The organism is Acinetobacter sp. N1-1, from assembly GCF_056711485.1.
Genome location: NZ_JBWXUO010000021.1, coordinates 30,179 through 53,005, shown reverse-complemented (window position 1 = coordinate 53,005; position 22,827 = coordinate 30,179). Strand labels below are relative to the sequence as shown.

Here is a 22,827-nt window from a genome sequence, read left to right as displayed (position 1 = left end):
CTTAAATGAGCGTATGACAGCCAAGCTTGTTTGTGATGCATTGAATATGGCTATTCGCAATCAAAAACCAACTAAGGACCTCATTGTGCATTCAGACAGAGGCAGCCAATATTGCGGTCATGAATATCGAAACTTACTTGAAAAATGTGGCTTTCAGGGTTCAATGAGCAAGCGTGGCGATTGTTACGATAATGCACCGATTGAAAGCTTCTGGGGCATACTCAAAAACGAATTGGTGCATCATCATAGCTATAAAACGAGGGAAGAAGCCAAAGCGGAGATTACAAAATACATAGAGTTATTTTATAATCAACGAAGAATTCAAAAAGGTTTGGATTTTAAGACACCAAATCAAATGGCAGAGGACTTTTGCAAGTTGGCTGCCTAAAATCTCCCAAGTGAAAGTCTCCTGATAATTCAGCACACATCACTTATTTCCTATTATTTTGATGGCTCGCTTACTTCACGTATCAGTTTCATGCTTTTATGATTGGCTAAAACAAGGTGTGAGTAAACAATCAATTCAGCGAAATCAACAAGCAATTTTGGTCAAAATAGCACATGAGGAAACGAAACAGAGCTATGGCTATATTCGTTTAACCAAGCATTTACAGGCTCAGGGCGTAAAAATTAGTGCCTATGCCGTTCGTCAGATAAAAAAGTTAAATCAGCTGTATTGTAAGCGCCACAAGCGTTTCAAAAGAACAACGAACAGTGACCATAACCGAGCGATCTATCCAAATTTGCTTGAACAACAATTCTCAATGATTAAACCAAATCAAGCGTGGTCGAGTGATATTACGTATATATGGACAACTGAAGGCTGGTTGTACTTAGCAGCTGTAAAAGACCTTTACACGAAACAAGTGGTTGGCTACAGCTTAAATGAGCGTATGACAGCCAAGCTTGTTTGTGATGCATTGAATATGGCTATTCGCAATCAAAAACCAACTAAGGACCTCATTGTGCATTCAGACAGAGGCAGCCAATATTGCGGTCATGAATATCGAAACTTACTTGAAAAATGTGGCTTTCAGGGTTCAATGAGCAAGCGTGGCGATTGTTACGATAATGCACCGATTGAAAGCTTCTGGGGCATACTCAAAAACGAATTGGTGCATCATCATAGCTATAAAACGAGGGAAGAAGCCAAAGCGGAGATTACAAAATACATAGAGTTATTTTATAATCAACGAAGAATTCAAAAAGGTTTGGATTTTAAGACACCAAATCAAATGGCAGAGGACTTTTGCAAGTTGGCTGCCTAAAATCTCCCAAGTGAAAGTCTCCTGATAATTCAGCACACATCAGATGTTTTGTAGCAAACTTATCTAAAGAAATGAATTTAGTAGACCCTTTACTTCATCAATTAAAGGATTTAAATCAGGAACACTGTATTCTACAAGAACGAATTTCATCAAGTGATTGGAAAAAAAAAGTACAAGAAAAATTGATAAATAGCGATTTTTTTGTTGTCATGATAGGCGAAAATACACTTAAAAATGCAAACATTAAGTGGGAACTTAAAGAGGCTACCAAAGCTAATCTTCCTATATTTGGCTGTAAACTTCCTACTTTTATCGCTACGCAAGAAACTAATTCTTTTTCTTTGCAGTATCCATTATTAGATTCTATTGAGCAGTTTAATTCTATTTCTCAATCTGAATTTACTGAAATAACAAAAATTAATTTAGAAAGTTATAAAATTTTTGTAAGTTCAACCGAAAAAGTAACTGATCAAAGAAGTAAAATTCATACTTTATTTTTTACTCTCTTAGCATCATTAATGACTCTTAGTCTTTTAATTCTTAAGTCAACGAGTTTTAGCCCCTCTGGTGTTATTGCTATTATTTTTATTACGTTAATTGCATTATTTTTAGTTTACTCTTGGGAAAAACTGGTTGAATCTTACGGAATATTGAATAGGGGGAAATTTAAAATTATTTATAAATTAGAAAAAAAGCTACGTATCAACCATTTTCAGGAAGAGTGGGATATATTACAGAATGAACTTAAATATCAATCAACCACAGTTGTAGAAAAACAAATTATAAATATATTTAATACTGTTCTGAAATTTATACTTACTTTATCACTTGCATATTTATTATACATATTTTATAAAGAAGTAATCATAAAAACGAGTATATATACACTATGTCACATTATAATTTATTTTTAAGCCACAGTTGGAAGTACGGTGATGAGTACGATCGGCTAATTAAACTACTTGATGATCAAGTTGATGAAGATTTTGATTACACTAATTTTAGTGTTCCAAAAGATGATCCTGTTCATGATGCAGACAACGATGAAGAATTAGAAGCAGCTATTAGAGCGCAAATGCATAAATGTGCCAATATTATTGTATTAGCAGGGGTGTATTCAACCTATAGTAAATGGATTAGAATTGAAGTAGAATTGGCAAAAAAAATGAATAAAAAAATTATTGCGATTCAACCTTGGAGGGCTGAAAGAACCTCAGAATTTGTTAAAAACAATGCTACGAAAATTGTTTTTTGGAATGGTTTATCTGTGGTGAATGCAATCAAAGCAGAGAAAATTACATAAATCATCCTCACTTCAATTTTGTAAAGAACTAACTTATTGCTTCTTTACAATTATAAAAAACCAAGCTCAAATTTTGGTAAATTGAAGCCAATATCATCTATTTCTACAATCATAAGTTGATCATTCTCTAGGCTCATCTCATATAAATATTTAGCCTCTTTAAGCTTTTAAAATTTACATCGTGTCGATGAAAATACTTTATACCATTATTAATCCATACTAATTTTTGTTGTAGAAAGTTTACGATGTGGCTGCATGGTCAGTATGGTTTTAAATAAAAACAGGGCTAATACCCTGTTTTTTGTTATTTCGCTTTTACTTCTTGAGTAATTAGCTTCTGTAGCTCTTGGTCTGATAAATTTGTTAATTGCATTATTGCTGCTTTAAGAATAATAGAACGGTTGGCCTTAGCTACCTGACATCTTAATTTTAAATTATCTATCTCAATACTCACATCATCGGTTAAGGAAAAGGTATATCGCTTAAATTTAGCATTTGATACTGGATGTGGAGTCAGTTGATCTATCGCTTTCGTTGCACCTGAAATAAAAGCGTTTACAGCAACATCATCTTTGTTTACAGGTGGTTCTTTTTTTAAACCGTTCAAAGCCATTAAATTTCTCCTAAAAACTCTTTTGCAATTTCCTCAATTTCTTGTTTTGCTTTTTCTGAAGCAGGCATTTCAAAAACAGATAAACCGTTTTCGTCTGCATCGTCATAGATATTTCGATTGCATGTAAAGTGGTTTAGTGTCACTAGGTCAAATGACTCACATGCGTCCTTTGCATCTAAGATACGTTGTGCCTGATTAGGCAGTGTTGGACACTGTGTAATGACTGCTCGTGTATATATTTGAGGATTTACTGCTTTTGCTAACTGAATTAGTTTTTCTACATGAACTAATGTTTTTAAGTCTCGTCTTTTTGGTCTGAAAGGTAAAAGCATGTGTGTTGCTATTGTCATTGCAGAACGAAGTGCTTCTGAGTCTTGCCCACCTGCATCAATAATAATGTCTTGATAGCGTTTAGATAGATCTATGAGTACTTGTCTTATATTTCCTGCTGCTTGAACAGATGGAATATTTGTTACAGTTGTGTTTTCGTCACGTTCTTTTACCCAGTCGGTTGTTGTTCCTTGTGGGTCTGCATCCAACAATAATATGTCTCGATTATTTGCTTGTAAGTAAACTGCTAGGTTTTGAGCTAAACAGCTTTTGCCTGAACCACCTTTTTCACCACCAACTAATATTATCATTTTTCTTTTAACCCTAGTAAAGTTATCTATCAAGTATACCACATAAGTTACATAAGTTACATAAGTTACATAAGTTACATAAGTTACATAAGTTACATAAGTTACATAAGTTACATAAGTTACATAAGTTACATAAGTTACATAAGTTAAAAGTATATATTGTTCTATTTGAGTAAAAAACCTACTTTTTGTAGATCGCTTAAATGGTTGTTTACAAAGTTTATATCATTTAATTGTTTGATTAAACGGGCTTCAAAATCAGAATAATTTTCCCCAATTTTTGCATATTTGCTTGAGAAAGCCTCATCATAAGCTAATTTTTTGGCAAAAAAACTAATTTGCTTTTCTGTCATATTTGAAAATAAGTCTGGAGTATCTCTGCCTTTTTCTTTAGTTATTTCTATTTTCTTATGTATGATTTTTTCTTTAAATGTGAACTTTATACCAGAGATGGTGCGACCTTCCTTAAATTGTTCATATTCAACTTTTATATCTGTATATTTGTTAATTTGTTTAATTGCTGGCTCAATAACAATTCGTTTTAAGTTATCCATTCTTGAGTATTCATATTCTTCTAAACCCATTTTTCCTCTAAAGTCTAGTATTTTTAAAATTGGTGTTTGTTTAACTTCACGCCATGATATTAGTAACTCATAGAGACGTATTGCATATTTACTGGAAAGTTGTGATATTTGTTTGAGCTGATAGCTAGTAAAGTGTTTTTCTAACCGAGTAATTAAAGGAATTACTTTGGGTGCAAAGGTAATTTCAAGTATCCCTAGATTGTCTGAATATGCAATTGTTGATACCCACCGTGATTTCACTATAAACTCTTTGTTTGCACTTCCACGATATTCTTTATATGAGAACTTTCTTTCAAAAAAACTGTTTACTGCACTTTTTAATGCTGCATACGCTGCTTCATTTGTTGTATTAAATGATTTTGCATATTTTTTTGCTTCAATTTGAATTACGGTATCCGATGTTAGCTCTACTGTTGATTCCCTTGCATCAACAATAGCAAGGAGTATTAAACGCTGTTCTGTTAATTCTAGATTGTAGCTTGCATTAATTAAAATATTATCTTTTACAACAAGTTTATTCTTCATATTTATATGACCTAAAATTATATTCAACTATATTATCATTTAATGTAGTGATATAACAAAGAATTTGTAGTGATATAACAAAGAATTTGTAGTGATATAACAAAGAATTTGTAGTGATATAACAAAGAATTTGTAGTGATATATCTGCTACAGGATATGCCACACAGGAGATTGAGCTTGTCTAAAAGCATTAAAAGATTAATAAAAACATTAAAAGCATATTTTCTATTTTTTACTCTTATTTTTAAAAACACTTTTAATCTTTTTACGGATTATTATTTAAACAAAAGTATTAGTGGTTAATCTTATCTATCATTTGATTATACGGCTTTGATTGCTCATCAATGTACTGCGACAAAACCTAGTATTTAGAAATTTTAAATAATTATCCGTGATTTGGGTTAAATAGTTTATTTTATCTAATTTTTTTGAATATTAATAAAAATTAAATCTCTGTTAGTAGAAAATAATATAACTAAATGTATATAATTGTAATTTAAGTATATGTATTTAAATAATTTATTAATATACAGACATATCTGTATAAAATATTTTTTTACAAAAAAAAATGTGTTTAAATAAGAAAAAACACAGACTTTTAATATGAAATATGATCCACAAGAAAATAACTGTCCATTGCCTTATACACCATTTAGAAGTTGTGTAATTCCTCGGCCTATTGCTTGGATTTCTACAACAGATAAAAGAGGCAACCATAATTTAGCTCCATTTAGTCAATGTGGGATTATTACATTTGACCCGCCTACAGTTATGTTCTGTGCAAATCATTATCCTAGAGGCAAAAGAAAAGATTCAGCAGTAAATGCTGAAGATACAGGATGGTTTGTATGGAATATGGCTACAGAAGACTTAAAAGATGCTATGAATATATCCGCAATGATTGTTCCTTCAAATGAAGACGAATTTGAACTTGCTAATATTATTAAAGAGAAAGCTGAACTATCTAATGTGCCAATGGTAAAAGATAGTCCTTGTAAAATGGAATGTAAATACATATCAACAACTACAATACCTGGTCATGGTGATGTGGGTACAGTCGATATGATAATTGGCCAAGTTATGCGTATACATATTGATGATAATTATATTACTTCTAAAGGATTACTCGATATAGCGAAAATTAAACCAATAGGAAGAATGGGTTATATTGATTACACAGTTATTAATAATACTTTCTCAATGGAAGTACCAATGACTGATGAAGTTAAAAAAATTATGAATGAAATTATGTCTGGTAGTGCTAATTTACTTTAATTTAAATAGAAGGATAAAGTCATGAGTGGTATAGAACAAATTGTTAACAACTTAATTGAAGATCTCACAGATTTTGATATTAATCGTCTTAGTAATAATACATTAGTTGAAGATCTTGATTTGGCAAGCCTAGATTATGTAAGTATTCAGGTAGCACTAAAAAAAGAATTAGGAATAAATATCGATTTAAATAAACTATCTGAGCAAAAACCTACAACTATGGGTGATTTTTATACTTTCTGTAAGTCATTTGAATAATAATTATGAATAATAATAGAGTTGTAATTACTGGTATAGGTGGTATTTGTTCATTAGGTTCAAATGTAAATGAAATTTGGCAATCCATTTTAGATTATAAGATGGGGTATGAATATATACCTAGTGATGATCCATCAATAGTATCTAAATTCTTTGGAGTTGTAGAGGATCCATTACCATCTAAAAATATACCAAAAAAGATATTAAAGCTTTTACCTAGATTTGCAAAGTTAGGAATGATAGCTTCACTCGAAGCTATGGAATCTGCTTTTGGTAAAAATCCTTGTGAAACATTAGATAAATTATATTCACCTTTTGATCGAGGTATCATTTTTGGTACGGGATGGGGAGGTGTAGATTCAACAATTGAAAATAATGATTTATATGTTTCCTCTGGTTTTGCATCACCTTTCAGTACAATCTTTTCTATGCATAGCGTACTTAGTGGAGCAGCCTCCATGTTGTGGAATATGAGAGGTTATCAGAACACTCATGTAGCTGCTTGTGCTACGGGAAATATTGCTATTGGCGATGCATACGAGTTAATTAAAAACGGTAAAGTTAAATGTATGCTAGCAGGTGGTAGTGAGAGTATTAGAGGTAGGTATAATGTTTGGTCCGTAGACATTTTAGGTGCATTAAGTAAAGAACAAAAGTACCAAAGTAAAGCATGTTGTCCTTTTGATAGTAATAGATCGGGATTTATTTTGTCAGAAGGAAGTGCTGCTGTAGTTTTAGAAACTTTAGATAGTGCTCTTGAACGTGGTGCTCATATTTATGGAGAAATTACTGGTTATGCTAACTGCTCTGATGCTTTTGATATAACAGCTCCAGCAGATGATTTAATGGGACGGTACACTTCATTGATTAGAGCAATGGAAGAAGCTCAATTAGATGCTGATGATATTGATTATATTAATGCACATGGTACTTCTACACCTTTGAATGATTTGAATGAAACAAAGACCTTGAAAAAAGTCTTTCACCAAAAAATTTACAATATCCCTATCTCTAGTACTAAATCATATACAGGACATTTAATAGGTGCTGCAGGTGCCATGGAAACTATTTTCTGTTTGCAAACATTAAAAGAGAAGATTGCTCCAGCAACAATAAATCTAAATGATCAGGATCCAGATTGTGATTTAGATTATATACCTAATAAACATAGAAGGTTAGATAAAGTAAATAATGTATTAAATATTAATTATGGATTTGGTGGAACAAATAGTTCTCTAATTATTAGAGGGTATCCAGAATGTTGATTAGTTATAATCAAGAGGATTTAGAACTATGGGCTGATTTTTCAGGAGATAGAAATCCTATCCATTTTGATAGTGAGTTTGCTTTAAGTAATGGATTAGATGGATGTATTGTACATGGCATGCTTGCTATGTTACCTATGAAATCTATATTTTTAAAAAATCTAGATACTAATGCTAATAGCATTCAAATTACTTTAAAAAACTCAGTACCAATGAATGAAACATTAGAGTTTTTATATCTTAACGATAAGATTTCATTAAAATATGAAAATAAATGCTTATATTTAGGAAAAACTAAGAGCATAAAATCTTCTGACTATAGTTTACTGAAAAAATATCCTATTTTATCTTTTTTTACAGAAGAAATCTTACGTAAAAAATATCAGCTATTTAGAAAGATAAAAGGTACTGATAATAATAACTTGATATTCTGGGATGGTATATTATTCTCAATATATATTCAAAATAATAGAAAATCACCGCTAGCACATAATGTAAGCAAATTCTTACAAGATGAAGGACTAAATCCAGAGTCTTATGTTGTATATCAAGTTAATCATAGTTTAACTGTGTATTCTGATAAGATTCAAGAAAAATTTAATTTTGATGAATTTTCATATAGTTGTTTAGGAAAAGATTTAGTTAGAGTCGATAATAATATTTATGCATCAGTTTTATTGAATTTATACGATAAGGATGAACTTATTATTACGACAGAAATGGGACTTTTAGCCAAATTATTTTGAGATTTTTATGAAAAAGTGGGTTTTTATTACAGGTGGTACTAGAGGTATTGGTAAGGCTATTGTAGATCGTCTCTCTCAAGATTATAAAGTAATTTTTACATATAAAAAAAGCGAAGATAGAGCAAAAGAAATTGTTACATCAATGCAGAAAGAAGGATTAGATGTACAATCATATAAATGTGATAGCTCAGACTCTAATAGTATTTCACAGCTTTGTACATACTTAGTACAAGAGTATGGAGCTCCTTATGCTGTTATCAATAATTCTGGAATTAATATAGATCAATTATTTATAAATACTACAGAAAATAGTATTTTTTCATTATTTGAAAACAATTTATTTCCAACACTAAATATTACCAGAGCCTTTCTACCATCTATGATGGAAAATTCAGAAGGCCGTATAATTAATATTAGTTCAATTGCTAGTATTAAAGGAAATATTGGACAGACTGGATACTCATCAACAAAATCAGCACTAAATGGTTTAGTAAAGTCATTATCTTTAGAAGTTGCTAGATTTAATGTTACTGTTAATAATATTTTACCTGGTTTTATTGAAAGTGATATGACTGATAAAATTGAAAATAAAATGAGTTTAAAAAAAACAATCCCTCTACGTAAATTTGGTAAGCCTGAAAATATTTCAGGGCTAGTTTCTTATTTATTAAGTAGAGATAGTGATTATATAACAGGACAAAATTTAATTGTTGATGGTGGTCTATCATGCTAAAAACAGATATTTCTAAAGGTATAAATACAATTGTACATTTTGGTTGCCTTTCAGATGAACAACGTTGGAATGCAAATTATTATGATTGGGAATGGTTAAAAGAATTAGATGACCATGATAGGAAAATTGTTAAATTATTAGACTGTTTATCTGAAGGTGAATACTCAGGACAAGCCTCTTCTGTACAATTTCATGATTTACTTCTTACAGAAATTAGAAATGGTTATCCTAAAGGAAAGGAAAATGATTGGGGACAAATTCTAGCTTATGTGAATATTATTGCATATGAAGAAATGCGCCATGGTATTGCACTATCAACAGCAAATCATTATGTGCAAACTGGAAATCTTAAGTATACAGAAACACTATCGGTACAAGAATATTCTAATAAATATATATGGTGTTATCTAGATAGAAAATATTGGGATTTATATAGTTATACTTTCGCTCATCTATTTGGTGAAGTCGTGAATACAGAATTATATCGAGATCTTCGTTCACAAGTTCATCATACAAAATTACAAGAACTAATTACTAATATCATGAAAGATGAGGCAAGGCATACTCAAGCATGGTTAGCAGTTATTACTGATTTAATTAAATCAGATGAATATCATATGAAACGTGCTTTGGAAACAATTAGTGTTGGCCTTACATATCATAATGCAATGGTGCACGAAACATATTTTGAAGGTCAAAATAAGCTCATGAAATTGTTTTTACCAGCAAAGAGAGGACAAGGTGCTGTTGATAGAATCATTAAAAAGAAGAGTCAAATTATGAATACTATATTTGGTAAAAAAAATCCTTATACAGATGAACAAATTAAAGAACAACATATTAAATTCCTTGTTAAAGGTATAGGTCAAAATCGAGCTGTTTTTTCAAAAGAAGCTGAAGATAATATTCTTTTCTTGTAATTGTAAGGGCTTTATTTAAAGCCCTCTATAACACTGTAAATAATTAAGTGATTTAATAAATGAAAATTAGACGTATACCTTTCGACCTAAAGTCGACAATTATCAAAGATAATAATTTAAATTATAATTGGGCATTTGATGAAATAACATCTTTAATAGGATTAGGATATTCTTTTTATCTTGAACATATAGAGTATTTCTGCAAGTTTATTAGCAACCATTATAATAAGTATCTTATAAATTTAAATTTAAAGGCTAAAGATGATATATTTATTAAACAAGAGATGCATCATGCTAGATATCATAAAATAGTTAATGCTTTTTTATGTGAAAAAGTTATTAAAACAAATTTGGGGCACCCAAGGGTTTATTCATTTTATCAAGATATACATCAAAAAAACTACAATCACCTTATAAAAGAAGTTCAATGTGGTTCACATGAAGCATTATGTTATGCTTTAAGAAAAATAGCTATTTTTGAAAGTAAAAATTGTATCTCCAGTTTTGTTTTTTTTGAACAATTTTTTTTTGGAAGAAACTTTAAGAGAACTCTAAATATTTCACAAAACCTTAGTTTTCTTTACTTGTTGGCGTATCATTTTACAGAGGAAATAGAACACTGTGATGTAGCTGTAGATATTTACGAAACAATTTCCGGCAATAAACTATGGACAAAAGATACGATTAAATCGGAAATTCAAGAATTTACAAAAGATGATGATGAAGCAATAGTCTCTGCTATTTATTGTGGAAATTTTTTTAGAAAGACTATTACCTATGAAACATTTGCTCAATCTCCTTTCATAAAAGAAACCAAGTCTTTACAAAATAAGTATATTAAAGAAGATTTTAACCTAAATTCATCTAATATCCTACAGAAAAGAAACTATATAGTTGATCAATGGGATAACTACTGGGAACCTGAACTAAGAAAAAAAATTCTAATGAATGAAATCTAAAGTTATAATTTACTTTTAATAAAGGCGCAAATTAATCTACGCCTTTTCTAAAGTTATATAATATATTAGTCTTTCCATTTGTTAAAAATTAGGCAAGTATTCACTCCACCAAATCCAAAACTGTTACTCATTATAGTATTAAGTTCAATTTCTCTCATCTGCTGTACAATGTCAAACTTTTTGGCATCCTCTCTTAGCTCTGTAATATTAATACTTGGAGCAATAAAATTATTTTTTAACATTAGAATAGAATAAATTGCTTCATGAACTCCCGCAGCACCTAAACTATGCCCAGTCATTGATTTTGTTGAACTTAATGGAGGTACTTTCTCTATATTATTAAAGGCTCTTTCAATCGCAAGCAACTCTGGAATATCTCCAGCAGGAGTTGAAGTTCCATGAGTATTAATATAATCAATTTTACGGATATTATGGGTCCTTTTAGCTTCATCAACTGCTAATCTAATACATCTAGTAGCGCCTTCTCCACTAGGTGAAACCATATCATGACCATCACTATTGGCTGCATAGCCAACTAATTCGGCTAATATTGGAGCTTTTCTATTAAGAGCATGTTCTAATGATTCTAATATAACTATTCCTCCTCCACTAGCTATAACAAAACCATCACTATCTTTTGAATAAGGACGAGAGGCTGTACTTGGAACTGAATTATGTTTAGAACTTAATGCGCCCATAGCATCAAATAAAACACTTTGAGACCAATGATCTTCTTCTCCTCCACCTGCTAACATTAAATCTTGTTTACCTAAAGCAATTAGATTATAGGCGTACCCAATTGCATCTGCCGATGTTGCACAAGCACTAGCAATAGATTGTGTAATACCTTGTAATTTTAAAGCTAAAGCAATATTAGAACTAATTGTATTATTTATATAACGAGGTGCTAAATTTGGCGATATTTTTCTAGCACCATACTCTGTCAAAGTATCTTTCATTTCAATGATAGAAGCTGTTGAACTACCTCCTGTTCCACCAATAATGCCATATCTTGGATTATTTGCTAATTCTGCGATATCTAAATTAGCATTTTCAATTGCATTGATAGCAGAATTATAAGCATACATGGCACATATACCCATAGATCTTTTAAATTTTTCATTAATACCCATAAAGTATTTTGGAGTATAACCACTAACTTGACTTTTAAGATTTAATTGTGCATATTTTTCATTAAAAGTAATACCTGACCTACCTAATCTTAGTGACTCTGTCACTTGATCCAAAGTATTTCCTATACATGAGTTAATCCCCATACCAGTAATTACAACTCTTTGCATTTTTATTTCTCCTAATTATCTTAATACAATATTAAAATGATTTACTTATAATAATGGTATTATAGTCCATTATCATTAACTTAACATTGGCTTATAATGAATAAAAATTCATACTTTATAAAAAATAAAACTCTAATAATAAGTAATGAGATATCATTTAGTATACTCCATACTAACCTTGAAAATTACAATGATAACCTATTCACAAAGTTTGATATTTTTTTGCCAGAAAAGATCAAGGATTCTACTAAAAAGAGAAAATCAGATTTTTTTTCTGGTAGATATTGTAGCTTATCTAATCTAAAAAATTTAGAGATATATAATCATAAGATTAATATAGGTGAACATGGGCAACCTATTTGGCCAGTAGGTTTTTTTGGTTCTATTTCTCACTCTAAAGATAGAACTGTATCTTTAGTCGGTAAAAAAAATAAAATAAAATCTGTTGGAATAGATATTGAATATTTAAATAGTAAGAATATTAAAATATTTGAAAGTGGAGTATTAAATTTAGATGAAAAAAAATTAATTTTAAAAAACAATATAATAGATAAATGTATATTTCAGCATATTATATTTTCTGCTAAAGAGAGTTTATTCAAATTATTATATCCAAAAATTAATTTTAGCTTCTACTTTGATGCTATTTCTATTACAGAAATTTATGGTACTAATAATAGTGGAACATTCTTAATTTGTATTAGAAAATCACTTTCAGAAAAAGTAACTATGGGACAGAAATTTTCAGGATTTTATCACTATAGAAATGACTACATTTTTACAGGTATAGTGGATTTCTAAGGATTTTTTGTAAAAAGAGTTAATATCTAAACTAATTTATATAACCCGAATCACGGATAAGAAATCATTTACAAGTCCTGAACTTTAGGTTTAGTTGCAGTACATTAATAAGCAATCAAAGTTGCATAAATATGGGTTCTGTCGCATTAAGGAAAGTTTGCTAAACTGATTAAATTTACAGTCATTCAATGAGCATTATTTCCCAAGCATTTAAACGCCTTCATTATCCAACAGACGTGATTGCACAATGCTTACGCTGGTATCTGAGCTATGCATTGAGCTTAAGAGACCTTGAGGAAATAATGAAAGAGCGTGGGGCTGATATCGATCATTCAACCTTGCATAGATGGGTTATTCGCTTAACTCCTTTACTTGATCAGGCCTTCAAAAAACATAAAAAAGCAGTAGGGACACATTGGCGGATGGATGGAAACTATATCAAGGTTAAAGGACAATGGAGGTATTTGTATCGGGCAGTAAATTCACAAGGGCAAACCATCGACTTCTTGCTGACAGCTAAGCGCAATACCCGTACAGCTTTAAGATTCTTCCATCAAGCCATACGTTACAATGGACACCTATACGGTGACGATTGATCATAGCGTAGCAAATCATGCCGTATTACGTCATCTGAATCGAAATACTGATTCGACGATCAGCCTCCTCAAAATACGGCAAAATAAATACTTAAATAACCGAGAGGAACAAGATCATCGACTCATTAAGAGACGCATTCGACCCATATAGGATTTAAATCATTCAGGTGTGCCAAGATTATTTTATCCGGCATTGAATGGATACACATGCTTCAAAAACTTATTCTTTCGTCACCGCTTTCTTTAACTTTCTCATAAAACATTCCTTTTTTCAAACTAACTAAACTGACTAAATTAAGTAAACTAACTAAACTAAATCATTGAACTTTATTAAAGTTTAGGCCCAATTGAAAAGAAGATGTAAACTTCAGTGCTGCAGTTTTGTAATCACCATTCGAATTTTGAGCTGTTGTCTTTTTCATACTTTTTCTGCGCCGATTTCTCTTTATTTTTAAGCTCAATTTGCGCTACAGCTTTGCTGAGAGTTGTTGTATCAATATCTTGAATTCGTCGTGATAATTGTTCACCGATTCGACCTCGTGTTGGATCTCTTCGAGAAATTCCTGCTTTTGCTTCATCATTTCTACTGAAATCAACAATTGAATTGTCTCTTTGATTTCTTCTGATGTCGTGTATGCTCTCATGTCTTGTATGAAACTTTCTTGCAAAGACTGCTTGAACTTTATTAAAAACTGAGGCAATTCTTTTTCTAAACTGTTCATAAAATCGCTTCTTGAGCTGATTAATGTATTCTCTAAGCTGATACGATGTTCCACTAGTTGTTGATTTTCTGCGTCGAGTGTTTTCTTGATATCGTTGAGACTCGATAATAATTTCATTTGTTCTAAGCTGATATTCTCTTGTTGCTCGATCTGCTCGATCAATGTTTTGTTGTACGTTTTCAGCAATGCGTTTTCGTTCTTCAATAATTCGAGCTGATTCAAGATATATTTGTCGATTTCGCTCATTGTTATCGCCATCTTCTATCTCCTGTGTTTCACCATCTGTTGTAAGTAACTTGACTGGTTCTGCATCTGTACGATTTGCGAGTTCAAAATCCCAGTATTTTGAAGAATTTCGCTTCTTTGCATCTCGATCTGTTTTGTGTTTGCAAAGATTTGATACGCTAAAAATGAACTCATAAGCAGTAGAAATATCAAGAAAACTATTAACCCATAGATCATCCAAATCGATCTTTCTGATAGCAATAATTCCTTGAGTTTTGTCTCCATTTTTTCTTCGGTGATGTGTTTGATCTTCGGTATCGATTGTTCTGCTGCTCCGATCACTATTGAGTAAAATTGATCCTCGATCTTCTGCGTATCGATTTTCAGATCTTGTAATATCATTTGTTTTGCTTGTTTGATTTTGAGATTCAGACTCTCTATGTCCTTTTTGAGTGTAGTGACTGTCGTTGTATCGAGTGTCTTTAGTGTCAAAAGTAAGTTGTTCATTTCTGATTTGATTTCGTTGTTCACTTCGAGAATTTTCGTCGGACTCGCTTTGTTGATTGCGTACATCAATGTCGATATTCGATTCGATACGGTTTCTGCCTGTTCTGTCTGTATGCTTACTCTTGTAATTGTTTGTGTTATATTCTGTTCTTGATGCTCTAGCACGCTCACAAAGTTTTCGAGCGTCTTTTGCATGCTGCTTATTTCCATTTGCAGCTTCTCGAGCATATTCTGCTGATTTGAGATGCTCTCTGTAAGCGTTAATTTCGAATTCGTCATTGTAATAATTGCCTTTTAGTCTGTGTTTTTTTTCATCATTTAATGTCACTGTTAAATAGTTTTTCCCTTCTTTAACTGATTTAATTCCATTGAGCTCTCGCAAACACTTTGCAATATCTGTTCTGTTTTGAACAAAGGTACTCTCTAGTAACACTTTCACGTAGTTATCAATCATTCTGCAAAACTGCGCTTTTTTGAGCAGTTCAAAGGATTCTTGATCCAATATTTTTTTTACTTGTGCGGTAATTTTTTCAACGTGATGCGGTGCTTTGGTTGTTGCTCTAAGAAGGGGATCATCCGGGCGGGACCAGTTGTACTTATAATTAAAATAATCCCGTAGTGGTGCGTAATAGTTTTCATGCCCAGGTGGTGCGATATTTAAGCTCTTTCCTGTTTCAAGTTCGAATCGAGGCACAAGTATATGAATGTGTTTTGAGCCGTCATCTTCTATATGTTGAGTCGCAAATAAATGATATTGATGGGTTTCAAGTCCAGCGAAAGCATGTTTTTCAAATTCATTCAAAACCTCTTGTATCTGTACATCACTTGGATTGTCATCTTTTGCCCAGGCAATCACTGCGCTCGTATATTTCCAAAGATGAGGACTAGAATCACAGATAGAAGTAAATGTAATTGGATCTCCACGTAGTACATCAACGCCAGCTCTAGCTCGATTTAAATGATCAACAGAATCTAGAACATAAGCTGATGCTCTGTTTGCAGCTCCTTTTCCATGTTCTAAGAACTTGATTAACATTAGAGCTCCAAACCTTTTTTTTCTAATTGTGCTTTTCTTTTTTCGATCGCTTTTTCTGAGCGTTGAATTTTGGGCAATCTTGGCAATAAACTTTGAAAATCATTTTGAAAGTTTTTTAAAATGATTTGGCATTGCAAGAAGTCATACTTTGTAAGTTCTGTTACCGAATCCTTTTTTATAATATTTAATGCACGCGCAACTTGATTAATGTTATTACCGATTCTGCTTAATTCGAGCAGTAATTTCGGATCTATATTTTGATAGCGTTTAACAATTTGAATCTCTGTTTTTTTAATATGTTTTGGTTTAAGAACAAAACTGTTTTTAAGTTCTTTCAATGTCGGAACATAAAAAGAACTACGCTGGATTTCTGACTGAATCGCTTTTCGTAAAAAATCAGTTAAAGACTGATTTCTCATTTTTAAAATTACGTCGATTTGCTCAAGCTCAAATTGATTAAATCTGTACTTTTTTATAATGTTCCTGACCTGCTTTTGCTTTTGATATTGCTGTTTCTGAGTAGCTATTTCATTCTTCATTTTCGCTCCAGCTTTTGCTTTTCCGGGTCTTAGGGGTGGAACCCCTAACAAGCTCCTGAATACCAAAATATCGAAGATTTTTGGGGGCACAGGTATGCTTGCTCACTTAACAACCTAAGTAAAAGAGTATTGAATAATGATTTGAATTGAAAATTTTTTAGAAAAAAATCAAGAAATAGGTTTACTTTTTTTAAATAGAAAAAATCGCTTTAAAGTGAAATTAATCAGCTTTCAATAACTGTTAATTTGATCCTAGACAAAAAAGTGGACAAAGATTCCCTCTAAAGCTAACGTAAAATTAACCTTGGAGATGAACAAATGGCTAGACGCTTTAGTCAGGAATTTAAAAGCACTGTTATGCGTTCTAAGCAATTTTAAATAATTAATAATGGATGAAAATATATGTGAAAAGATCGGTCGTGAGCTTATAATCGCACTTAAACGATAGGTTTTTTGATCCCAACTCATTACCAGATGAGTAATTGCTAAGTCTTTGAAGGATCCAAGGTTTCGACTCTATTAGCGCTAAACGGGCTAATATCTGATTTGGCGGCACTGTCCCACTTAAATGACGATTTTCCCCGTTAGCCAACGCGTAATTGATTTTCTACTTACATTTAATTTTGCAGCAATTTGCGTATTATTCATTCCTTCTATATGTAGTTTTAGTGCCATTTGTCTTGAATCCGCATAATTTAATGAACGAGCTTTTCCACCTTTTGAATTTGAACCTTGTGTATTACCTATTTTTGCTCTATTCGCTTGTTTCTCGCTAAATTTAGCCTGAAACTCAGCACTATGATGATTTCGCCAAACCCACTTTGCGACACTAGCTGCTGTTGCTTTAACTTCTGAATGCGGTAGTGGCTGTAAAAACGTATGATTTACGCTCTGAGCGGTATTAAGAACTTTGCTATGCCAGCTCTTATAACCCATGTCGATACTTCCTCCTATTTCTTTATATGCCCAAAAGCGAACACTATCGAACATGGCACAGTTACGTCCAAGCCCAGATATTTCATTTTTAGTCATCTTCTTAGGTTGGTAATCTAAGTCGACATAATCAGCAAGTTCATCTAATTCAAAAGGTCGAGGATTGAGTAAAGTAACTTCCCAGTTTTTACGATCAATTGGATTTTTTGTGAGTAAGCCAGCATACTCTAAATCTGCACCAAGTTTATTTGCATAGCTATGCTCAATAGCGGCGAGATAGGCTAACGGCTTTAATCGCGCATTTTCAGTTTTACAAACGGGAATTTTTAGCTCATAACAGATATGGCAATGGCCATTTTCTTTATTTTTAGCAATCCATGTGGGTACTGGAAGTTGAGCATCCGAAAAATGTAAATATGCATCCGGCATATCAATATCAAAAATCAAATATCTGACGATATGCGGTGGATTAACTTGAATGAGTGGAAATTTAATTGCATGATGTTTTGAACGAATAAAGGTTGCTGTACCTTTACCGTAGCTACAGTATGGCTTGGGTGCGAGGTTTTTATAAAAAACTTCTAAAAATTGTATATTATTCATAATCTGCAACTTCACAGTAGTTGCAAATACATAAAACATCATTAAAATAGCAAGTCTCTAGTTTGTATTTTTCAGATGTTTACGTATCTGTGAAACAAAGTAAAAAAAGCAGATTTTTAATCTGTTTTTTTTACACCTAAAAATTGAATTAAAAAACTTAGCATACTTTAAACTCAATTAGAAGTAGATATTTTTCAATGACTTAATTAACTCATAAATTAAACTTGTTCAAATATAGTACTTCCTTCAAATAAAGCTAAGTATAATCAAGTAAATTAAAGCATCTGTAGCACTTGGAGAGCACTATAAATAGCGAATCTGAAATTAGTAAACAAAAATCATTTGTTTGTTAATTAACCAAATGATTTTTATGTAAAAGCTTTAGAAGTACTAAAGTGAGAAAATTTCTTATAGTAAATAATGAAAAATAAGTTTTGATGATCATAGTCATTTGTAGTACTTACACGCATTGAGAAACTTTGGGAAACTGTGAACTTATATCAACGAAAAAATGACCGTGAGTTCAAGTTTAGTTATTGCACTACCTAAAGGAATTAGTACAAAATAAAAAGTTAAGCTTACTGATGATTTATTACTGAACTTTCAGATCACTATAAACTTTCTTACACCTGATCCATTCATATTCATGCTGAAACTTGGCAACCTAATTGCACTTCATGTATAGCGAAGAGATGATGACAAAATTGATCATACCCAGAACAATTTTTTAAACGTCATAATCCTAAGAATCCCTAAAAAGTTGGTACTAAGAAACTGACTGCAAATGTATTAGGAGTTGATAATGGACAGCTTAAGTTATACCGAAAAATAATTATATGAATTAATCGTATACGTGCAGAAAATTGCTATTAACTTGATAAACCATATTACGAGGCTAAATTTGCTAAATGGCAGCAACTGAAAAGAAATTAAAAATTAAGAACGTAAAAAATATATGAACAAGAGAAGGACTATAATATATCTTAAAACGGTACTTATTCTTACTTAAGTACCGCTAATAGGAGTGAAAAATGGCTAATATTGAGGTACTAGACGAGTAAAATGATTTCTAATTTCAGAAAAACTAGCTTCAGGGTATTCCTCTAGATAGTTTCTAATCCAAAAAAATACAGCTTCATGACCATTAAAAGAAGGATTAACGTCTAAATAAAATGCCAAACGAGCAGTTTGTTGAATATAGAACTCTTGAATCAACTCTAAACCAAGTTTTTTTACTTTTGGTGATATAAATAATTTGGGTGATGTAAAATAATTCATAACAAACCTCCTAAGGGTATAGATACCTGATAGAGATAATTAAAACACATAAAAATATGTGTTAAGCACAATTTATTGTGTGCTTATTGTAAATATTATGCTTATGCTATAATTCTCTTTTATTTGTTGCTGAACTTAAATCTCATGCCTTACGAAGAATTCCAAAGACTGATCGGTAAAGCAGGTCTATCAATTAAAGAATTTGCTGAATTATTAGGAATGAGACCAAACTCTATTACTAACTATAATAAAGTTGGTTATGTACCATCTCACTTGGCTGTGATTATATCTCTGATTTCAACAATGAAAGAGGATGGTTTTGATTTTTATCCAATTTTTAAAAAGGTTCAGGAATACGAAAAGACTCGTATAGAAAGTCAATCTGAATAGAGATTGAGTGTAAAAAATGGAAGCAGTTCAATTGCTCCCATTTTTATGGATTATTTTTTTGATCCTAGACAAAAAAGTGGACAAAAAGTCTCTCTAAAGCTAACGTAAAATTAACTTTGGAGATGAACAAATGGCTAGACGCTTTAATCAGGAATTTAAACAGCAAGCAATCAATTATGCACTTGCGAACGCACATGAACCATTAGCAACAATTGCAGGTAAACTCGGTGTTGGTTACTCCACTTTAGACAAGTGGATTCGCGTGGCCAATCCTCAAGGCTCAAGGAAACGAGAGCTTTCCCCTGAACAATAGCGAATACGGGATTTAGAAAAAGAAGTCAAACAGCTCAGAGAGGCCAATGACATCCTAAAAAAAGTACATGTGTACTTTCTGACAGATCAAGCCAAGAAAAGTACACGGTAATTAACAAGATGAGAATACAGGGCATTACTCTAGCGACTGCTTGTCAGTGTTTAGCTGTTAGCCCTTCAGGTTATTATGCTTGGCGTAAAAGAGCACATGGGTTAAAGCAAGACTATGATAATCTGAGATCAACCTATTGGCAGCACCATGCACGTTTAGGAGCCCCATCTCTTGTCCATGATATGCATGATTTAGGCTACAGTATGAGTGAGCGTACTTTGGGTCGGATGTTAAGCAAATTAAGATTACGTAGTAAAGTCGCCCGTAAATACAAGCATACAACGGATTCAAATCACCGTTTACCAACAGCACCAAACTTGTTAAATCATCAATTTGCAGTGCCTAAACCAAATAAGGTTTGGACGACTGATATTACGTAAATTCACACAAAGGAAGGTTGGCTGTATTTATGCGTGATGTTGGAATTGTTTAGTCGACGTATCGTGGGTTGGCAAACAAGCACACGAATAGATCATCAATTGGTCTGTGATGCGTTTAACTACGCACTTGCCTGTCAAGGTTATCCTAAAGGTATGATGGTGCACTCTGATCAAGGCAGCCAGTACTGTAGCCGTGATTTTAGAGCCTTACTGCTGACAAATGATGCGGTCCAAAGTATGTCGCGTCGAGGGAACTGTTGGGATAATGCAGTGACTGAAAGTTTCTTCCACACATTAAAGGGGCATGTTGTATATGACAGTGTATTTTCTACAAGAAAAGAGGCCAATTCAGTCTTGTTTGAGTATATTGAAATTTACTACAATCGGATTAGAAGACATTCTGCAAATGGTTGGTTAAGCCCTGAGGTTTTTGAACAAAACTATTTGAACTCTTTAGAGAGATCGAATGTCCACAATTCTGTCTAGGATCATTGTCACTTTATCTTTAGATTATACCCAAGTTAGAAAATTCATCATTTTTATAAAAACTATCGTTAGACTATCATTTATATAAAAAATCATGCAAAATCTTATTTTTATTACTCAACTTAAATATTGAAGTCTAATTGATATGAGTGTCGTAAGAATTTATGTAAGAGCATCTACCAAAGATCAAGATGCAGAAAGAGCACTAGATGATCTGATTAATTTCAGTAAAAGTTACTCATCTAATTATTGTTCATACGTTGAAAACTTTTCAGGAACAAAACTTATTCGTCCAGAGTTAAACAAGTTACTGAGTGAATCTAACAATAGTGATGTTCTCTTAGTTGAAAGTGTAGATCGGTTATCTAGGTTATCCCAAAAAGACTTTGATGTACTTAAACAGCAGATTAAAGCAAAAGGTATTAGACTAGTTGTTGCTGATTTACCAACAACGCATCATTTGTCTCAAGATGGAATTACAGGTGAAATACTTTCAGTAATTAACTCAATGCTAATTGATTTACTTGCAACAATGGCAAGATTGGATAATGAGAAGCGAAAAGAGCGCATTAAGCAGGGTTTACTACGTTCTGGCTATAAACCTCAAGGAAAAGCTCCTAATCGCGCTAAACATGCTCGTATTAAGCAATTACTGGCACTTGATAGTATGACTAAGGAAGAAATTGCAAAAGCAGTAGGCGTAGGAGTGGCAACGGTATATCGGGTAGCAAAAATATGAGTATTTTTGCTACTTTCGCTTAAGTAAGATTTCAATTAAACTATATTTGATGATAAATATATAGGTAAATTTAATGATAAATATATTGCACTCTATTAATGGTACAACAGCAAGTGCAACAGATGTTCGCAAATCATGGACTAAAATTGTTCAAGGTGTAAAAGAAACACATAAGCCTGTTTTTGTATTCACGAACAATGTTCCTGAAGCTGTGGTATTAAGTTATGAGGATTTTCAAACAATGCAAGCTGAACTTGAAATGGCACGTAGGGAAGAGCTTGGTCGTCAAATGGCTGCTGATTTATTAGAAATATCTGTATATGAAAACCAACCATTAAAACAAATGCGAGCAGATGCTTTAGGTGTATTCCATGAGATCAAAGGTAAGTAGTTATGGCTGTAGGAGATATCTACAAAATTTTTGTAGCTTTTGGGAACACTAAAGAAGGTAAAGAACGCTATACAGTAGAAGTAGGTCAGGTAAAGCTGGGGCTTGTTGTATTGGATTCTATTACGAGTAAATATACCAACAAATCAGAGTTCATTAAGAAACAGTACTATCCTATTAAGGATTGGAGACAAGCTGGCTTAAAAGTGCCCTCATATATAGATATTAAAAGTGGTCAAAGCTATGAACTCACAGAGGTAATGAAATATGGGAAATTTACGGGCCAATTAACTTTACGCGATATTCAAGATTTAGCTGAATTTATTAAAAATTACAAACAGCGAGTCATAGGAGGTTAGGTGCTAAGATTGTGTTAGGGTGTGTTGCGA

23 protein-coding genes and 3 pseudogenes are annotated in these 22,827 nt (G+C 32.1%); 18 read left to right on the top strand and 8 right to left on the bottom strand.

Translation table 11 applies throughout. The features are described 5' to 3' along the window. The 4 genes and pseudogenes from AC1MPL_RS12450 to AC1MPL_RS12435 form a co-directional block, all read left to right on the top strand. Nucleotides 1-388 (top strand): IS3 family transposase (locus AC1MPL_RS12450; RefSeq protein WP_479766315.1); only part of this gene is annotated, 388 nt, incomplete at its 5' end. Between the two features lie 40 nt (nucleotides 389-428). Next, a pseudogene (locus tag AC1MPL_RS12445) lies at nucleotides 429-1,268 on the top strand (IS3 family transposase); the annotation flags it as partial. A gap of 71 nt (nucleotides 1,269-1,339) precedes the next feature. Beyond that, complete coding sequence (locus AC1MPL_RS12440; protein ID WP_479766314.1) at nucleotides 1,340-2,182, top strand: RipA family octameric membrane protein; 843 nt, start codon at nucleotides 1,340-1,342, stop codon at nucleotides 2,180-2,182. After that, nucleotides 2,158-2,571, top strand: coding sequence for a TIR domain-containing protein (locus AC1MPL_RS12435; RefSeq protein ID WP_479766313.1), 414 nt, complete (start codon nucleotides 2,158-2,160; stop codon nucleotides 2,569-2,571). The genes AC1MPL_RS12440 and AC1MPL_RS12435 overlap by 25 nt, the downstream gene beginning before the upstream one ends. A 304-nt stretch (nucleotides 2,572-2,875) precedes the next feature. On the opposite strand, the gene AC1MPL_RS12430 is transcribed toward AC1MPL_RS12435, so the two are convergent. The 3 genes from AC1MPL_RS12430 to repM all read right to left on the bottom strand — a co-directional run bounded on the left by AC1MPL_RS12430 (nucleotide 2,876) and on the right by repM (nucleotide 4,934). Further along, nucleotides 2,876-3,184, bottom strand: a complete 309-nt coding sequence (locus AC1MPL_RS12430) for a hypothetical protein (protein WP_479766312.1) — start codon at nucleotides 3,182-3,184, stop codon at nucleotides 2,876-2,878. Continuing rightward, on the bottom strand, nucleotides 3,184-3,825 hold the full coding sequence (locus AC1MPL_RS12425; protein WP_479766311.1) for an AAA family ATPase: 642 nt from the start codon (nucleotides 3,823-3,825) through the stop codon (nucleotides 3,184-3,186). The genes AC1MPL_RS12430 and AC1MPL_RS12425 overlap by 1 nt, the downstream gene beginning before the upstream one ends. Before the next feature lie 164 nt (nucleotides 3,826-3,989). After that, nucleotides 3,990-4,934 carry a replication initiation protein RepM gene (repM, locus tag AC1MPL_RS12420; RefSeq protein WP_479766310.1) on the bottom strand — a complete coding sequence of 315 codons (945 nt, stop codon included), beginning with the start codon at nucleotides 4,932-4,934 and terminating at the stop codon, nucleotides 3,990-3,992. A 603-nt stretch (nucleotides 4,935-5,537) separates the two neighbouring features. Here repM and AC1MPL_RS12415 point away from each other — a divergent pair. From AC1MPL_RS12415 to AC1MPL_RS12385, 7 genes are read left to right on the top strand one after another with little or no spacing between them, the layout of a single operon-like run. Further along, entirely contained in the window at nucleotides 5,538-6,209 is a 672-nt protein-coding gene (locus tag AC1MPL_RS12415; RefSeq protein ID WP_479766309.1) for a flavin reductase family protein, read from the top strand. A 21-nt stretch (nucleotides 6,210-6,230) separates the two neighbouring features. Next, on the top strand, nucleotides 6,231-6,467 hold the full coding sequence (locus tag AC1MPL_RS12410) for an acyl carrier protein (RefSeq protein ID WP_479766308.1): 237 nt from the start codon (nucleotides 6,231-6,233) through the stop codon (nucleotides 6,465-6,467). 5 nt (nucleotides 6,468-6,472) lie between these two features. Then, nucleotides 6,473-7,732: a beta-ketoacyl-[acyl-carrier-protein] synthase family protein gene (locus AC1MPL_RS12405; protein ID WP_479766307.1), complete on the top strand. Its 1,260-nt coding sequence runs from the start codon at nucleotides 6,473-6,475 to the stop codon at nucleotides 7,730-7,732. After that, nucleotides 7,726-8,478, top strand: a complete 753-nt coding sequence (locus AC1MPL_RS12400; protein WP_479766306.1) for a MaoC/PaaZ C-terminal domain-containing protein — start codon at nucleotides 7,726-7,728, stop codon at nucleotides 8,476-8,478. The genes AC1MPL_RS12405 and AC1MPL_RS12400 overlap by 7 nt, the downstream gene beginning before the upstream one ends. Nucleotides 8,479-8,485: 7 nt before the next feature. Then, on the top strand, nucleotides 8,486-9,211 hold the full coding sequence (locus AC1MPL_RS12395; RefSeq protein ID WP_479766305.1) for an SDR family NAD(P)-dependent oxidoreductase: 726 nt from the start codon (nucleotides 8,486-8,488) through the stop codon (nucleotides 9,209-9,211). After that, nucleotides 9,205-10,131: a hypothetical protein gene (locus AC1MPL_RS12390; protein ID WP_479766304.1), complete on the top strand. Its 927-nt coding sequence runs from the start codon at nucleotides 9,205-9,207 to the stop codon at nucleotides 10,129-10,131. Before AC1MPL_RS12395 ends, AC1MPL_RS12390 begins: the two co-directional genes overlap by 7 nt. 59 nt (nucleotides 10,132-10,190) lie before the next feature. Continuing rightward, on the top strand, nucleotides 10,191-11,090 hold the full coding sequence (locus AC1MPL_RS12385) for a metal-dependent hydrolase (RefSeq protein ID WP_479766303.1): 900 nt from the start codon (nucleotides 10,191-10,193) through the stop codon (nucleotides 11,088-11,090). Between the two features lie 65 nt (nucleotides 11,091-11,155). On the opposite strand, the gene AC1MPL_RS12380 is transcribed toward AC1MPL_RS12385, so the two are convergent. Then, a complete protein-coding gene (locus AC1MPL_RS12380; RefSeq protein WP_479766302.1) occupies nucleotides 11,156-12,391 on the bottom strand; it encodes a beta-ketoacyl synthase N-terminal-like domain-containing protein in 1,236 nt (411 codons plus the stop codon). 96 nt (nucleotides 12,392-12,487) lie between these two features. Between AC1MPL_RS12380 and AC1MPL_RS12375 the strand changes: the two genes are divergently transcribed. Continuing rightward, a complete protein-coding gene (locus tag AC1MPL_RS12375) occupies nucleotides 12,488-13,192 on the top strand; it encodes a 4'-phosphopantetheinyl transferase family protein (protein WP_479766301.1) in 705 nt (234 codons plus the stop codon). A 188-nt stretch (nucleotides 13,193-13,380) separates the two neighbouring features. Further along, nucleotides 13,381-14,007, top strand: a pseudogene (locus AC1MPL_RS12370) (IS6 family transposase); the annotation flags it as partial. Between the two features lie 168 nt (nucleotides 14,008-14,175). On the opposite strand, the gene AC1MPL_RS12365 reads toward AC1MPL_RS12370, so the two are convergent. The 4 genes from AC1MPL_RS12365 to AC1MPL_RS12350 form a co-directional block, all read right to left on the bottom strand. Further along, the gene (locus tag AC1MPL_RS12365; protein ID WP_479766300.1) at nucleotides 14,176-16,278 is read right to left on the bottom strand and encodes a hypothetical protein; all 2,103 of its coding nucleotides are present in this window, start codon (nucleotides 16,276-16,278) and stop codon (nucleotides 14,176-14,178) included. Next, entirely contained in the window at nucleotides 16,278-16,868 is a 591-nt protein-coding gene (gene mobC / locus AC1MPL_RS12360; protein ID WP_479766299.1) for a plasmid mobilization relaxosome protein MobC, read from the bottom strand. Before mobC ends, AC1MPL_RS12365 begins: the two co-directional genes overlap by 1 nt. Nucleotides 16,869-17,381: 513 nt before the next feature. Next, nucleotides 17,382-18,353, bottom strand: a complete 972-nt coding sequence (locus tag AC1MPL_RS12355; protein WP_479766298.1) for a replication initiation protein — start codon at nucleotides 18,351-18,353, stop codon at nucleotides 17,382-17,384. A gap of 1,035 nt (nucleotides 18,354-19,388) precedes the next feature. Then, a complete protein-coding gene (locus tag AC1MPL_RS12350; protein ID WP_479766297.1) occupies nucleotides 19,389-19,631 on the bottom strand; it encodes a hypothetical protein in 243 nt (80 codons plus the stop codon). 144 nt (nucleotides 19,632-19,775) lie between these two features. On the opposite strand from AC1MPL_RS12350, the gene AC1MPL_RS12345 reads away from it, so the two are divergent. The 5 genes and pseudogenes from AC1MPL_RS12345 (at nucleotide 19,776) to AC1MPL_RS12325 (ending at nucleotide 22,797) form a co-directional block, all read left to right on the top strand. Next, nucleotides 19,776-20,021, top strand: coding sequence for a helix-turn-helix domain-containing protein (locus AC1MPL_RS12345; RefSeq protein ID WP_479766296.1), 246 nt, complete (start codon nucleotides 19,776-19,778; stop codon nucleotides 20,019-20,021). 130 nt (nucleotides 20,022-20,151) lie between these two features. Beyond that, nucleotides 20,152-21,311: pseudogene (locus AC1MPL_RS12340) on the top strand (IS3 family transposase). Nucleotides 21,312-21,456: 145 nt separating this feature from the next. Next, nucleotides 21,457-22,050, top strand: coding sequence for a recombinase family protein (locus AC1MPL_RS12335; RefSeq protein ID WP_479766295.1), 594 nt, complete (start codon nucleotides 21,457-21,459; stop codon nucleotides 22,048-22,050). A gap of 73 nt (nucleotides 22,051-22,123) precedes the next feature. Further along, a complete protein-coding gene (locus AC1MPL_RS12330) occupies nucleotides 22,124-22,441 on the top strand; it encodes a type II toxin-antitoxin system Phd/YefM family antitoxin (RefSeq protein WP_479766294.1) in 318 nt (105 codons plus the stop codon). Nucleotides 22,442-22,443: 2 nt separating this feature from the next. Next, nucleotides 22,444-22,797 carry a hypothetical protein gene (locus AC1MPL_RS12325; RefSeq protein WP_479766293.1) on the top strand — a complete coding sequence of 118 codons (354 nt, stop codon included), beginning with the start codon at nucleotides 22,444-22,446 and terminating at the stop codon, nucleotides 22,795-22,797. Nucleotides 22,798-22,827 lie beyond the last annotated feature (30 nt).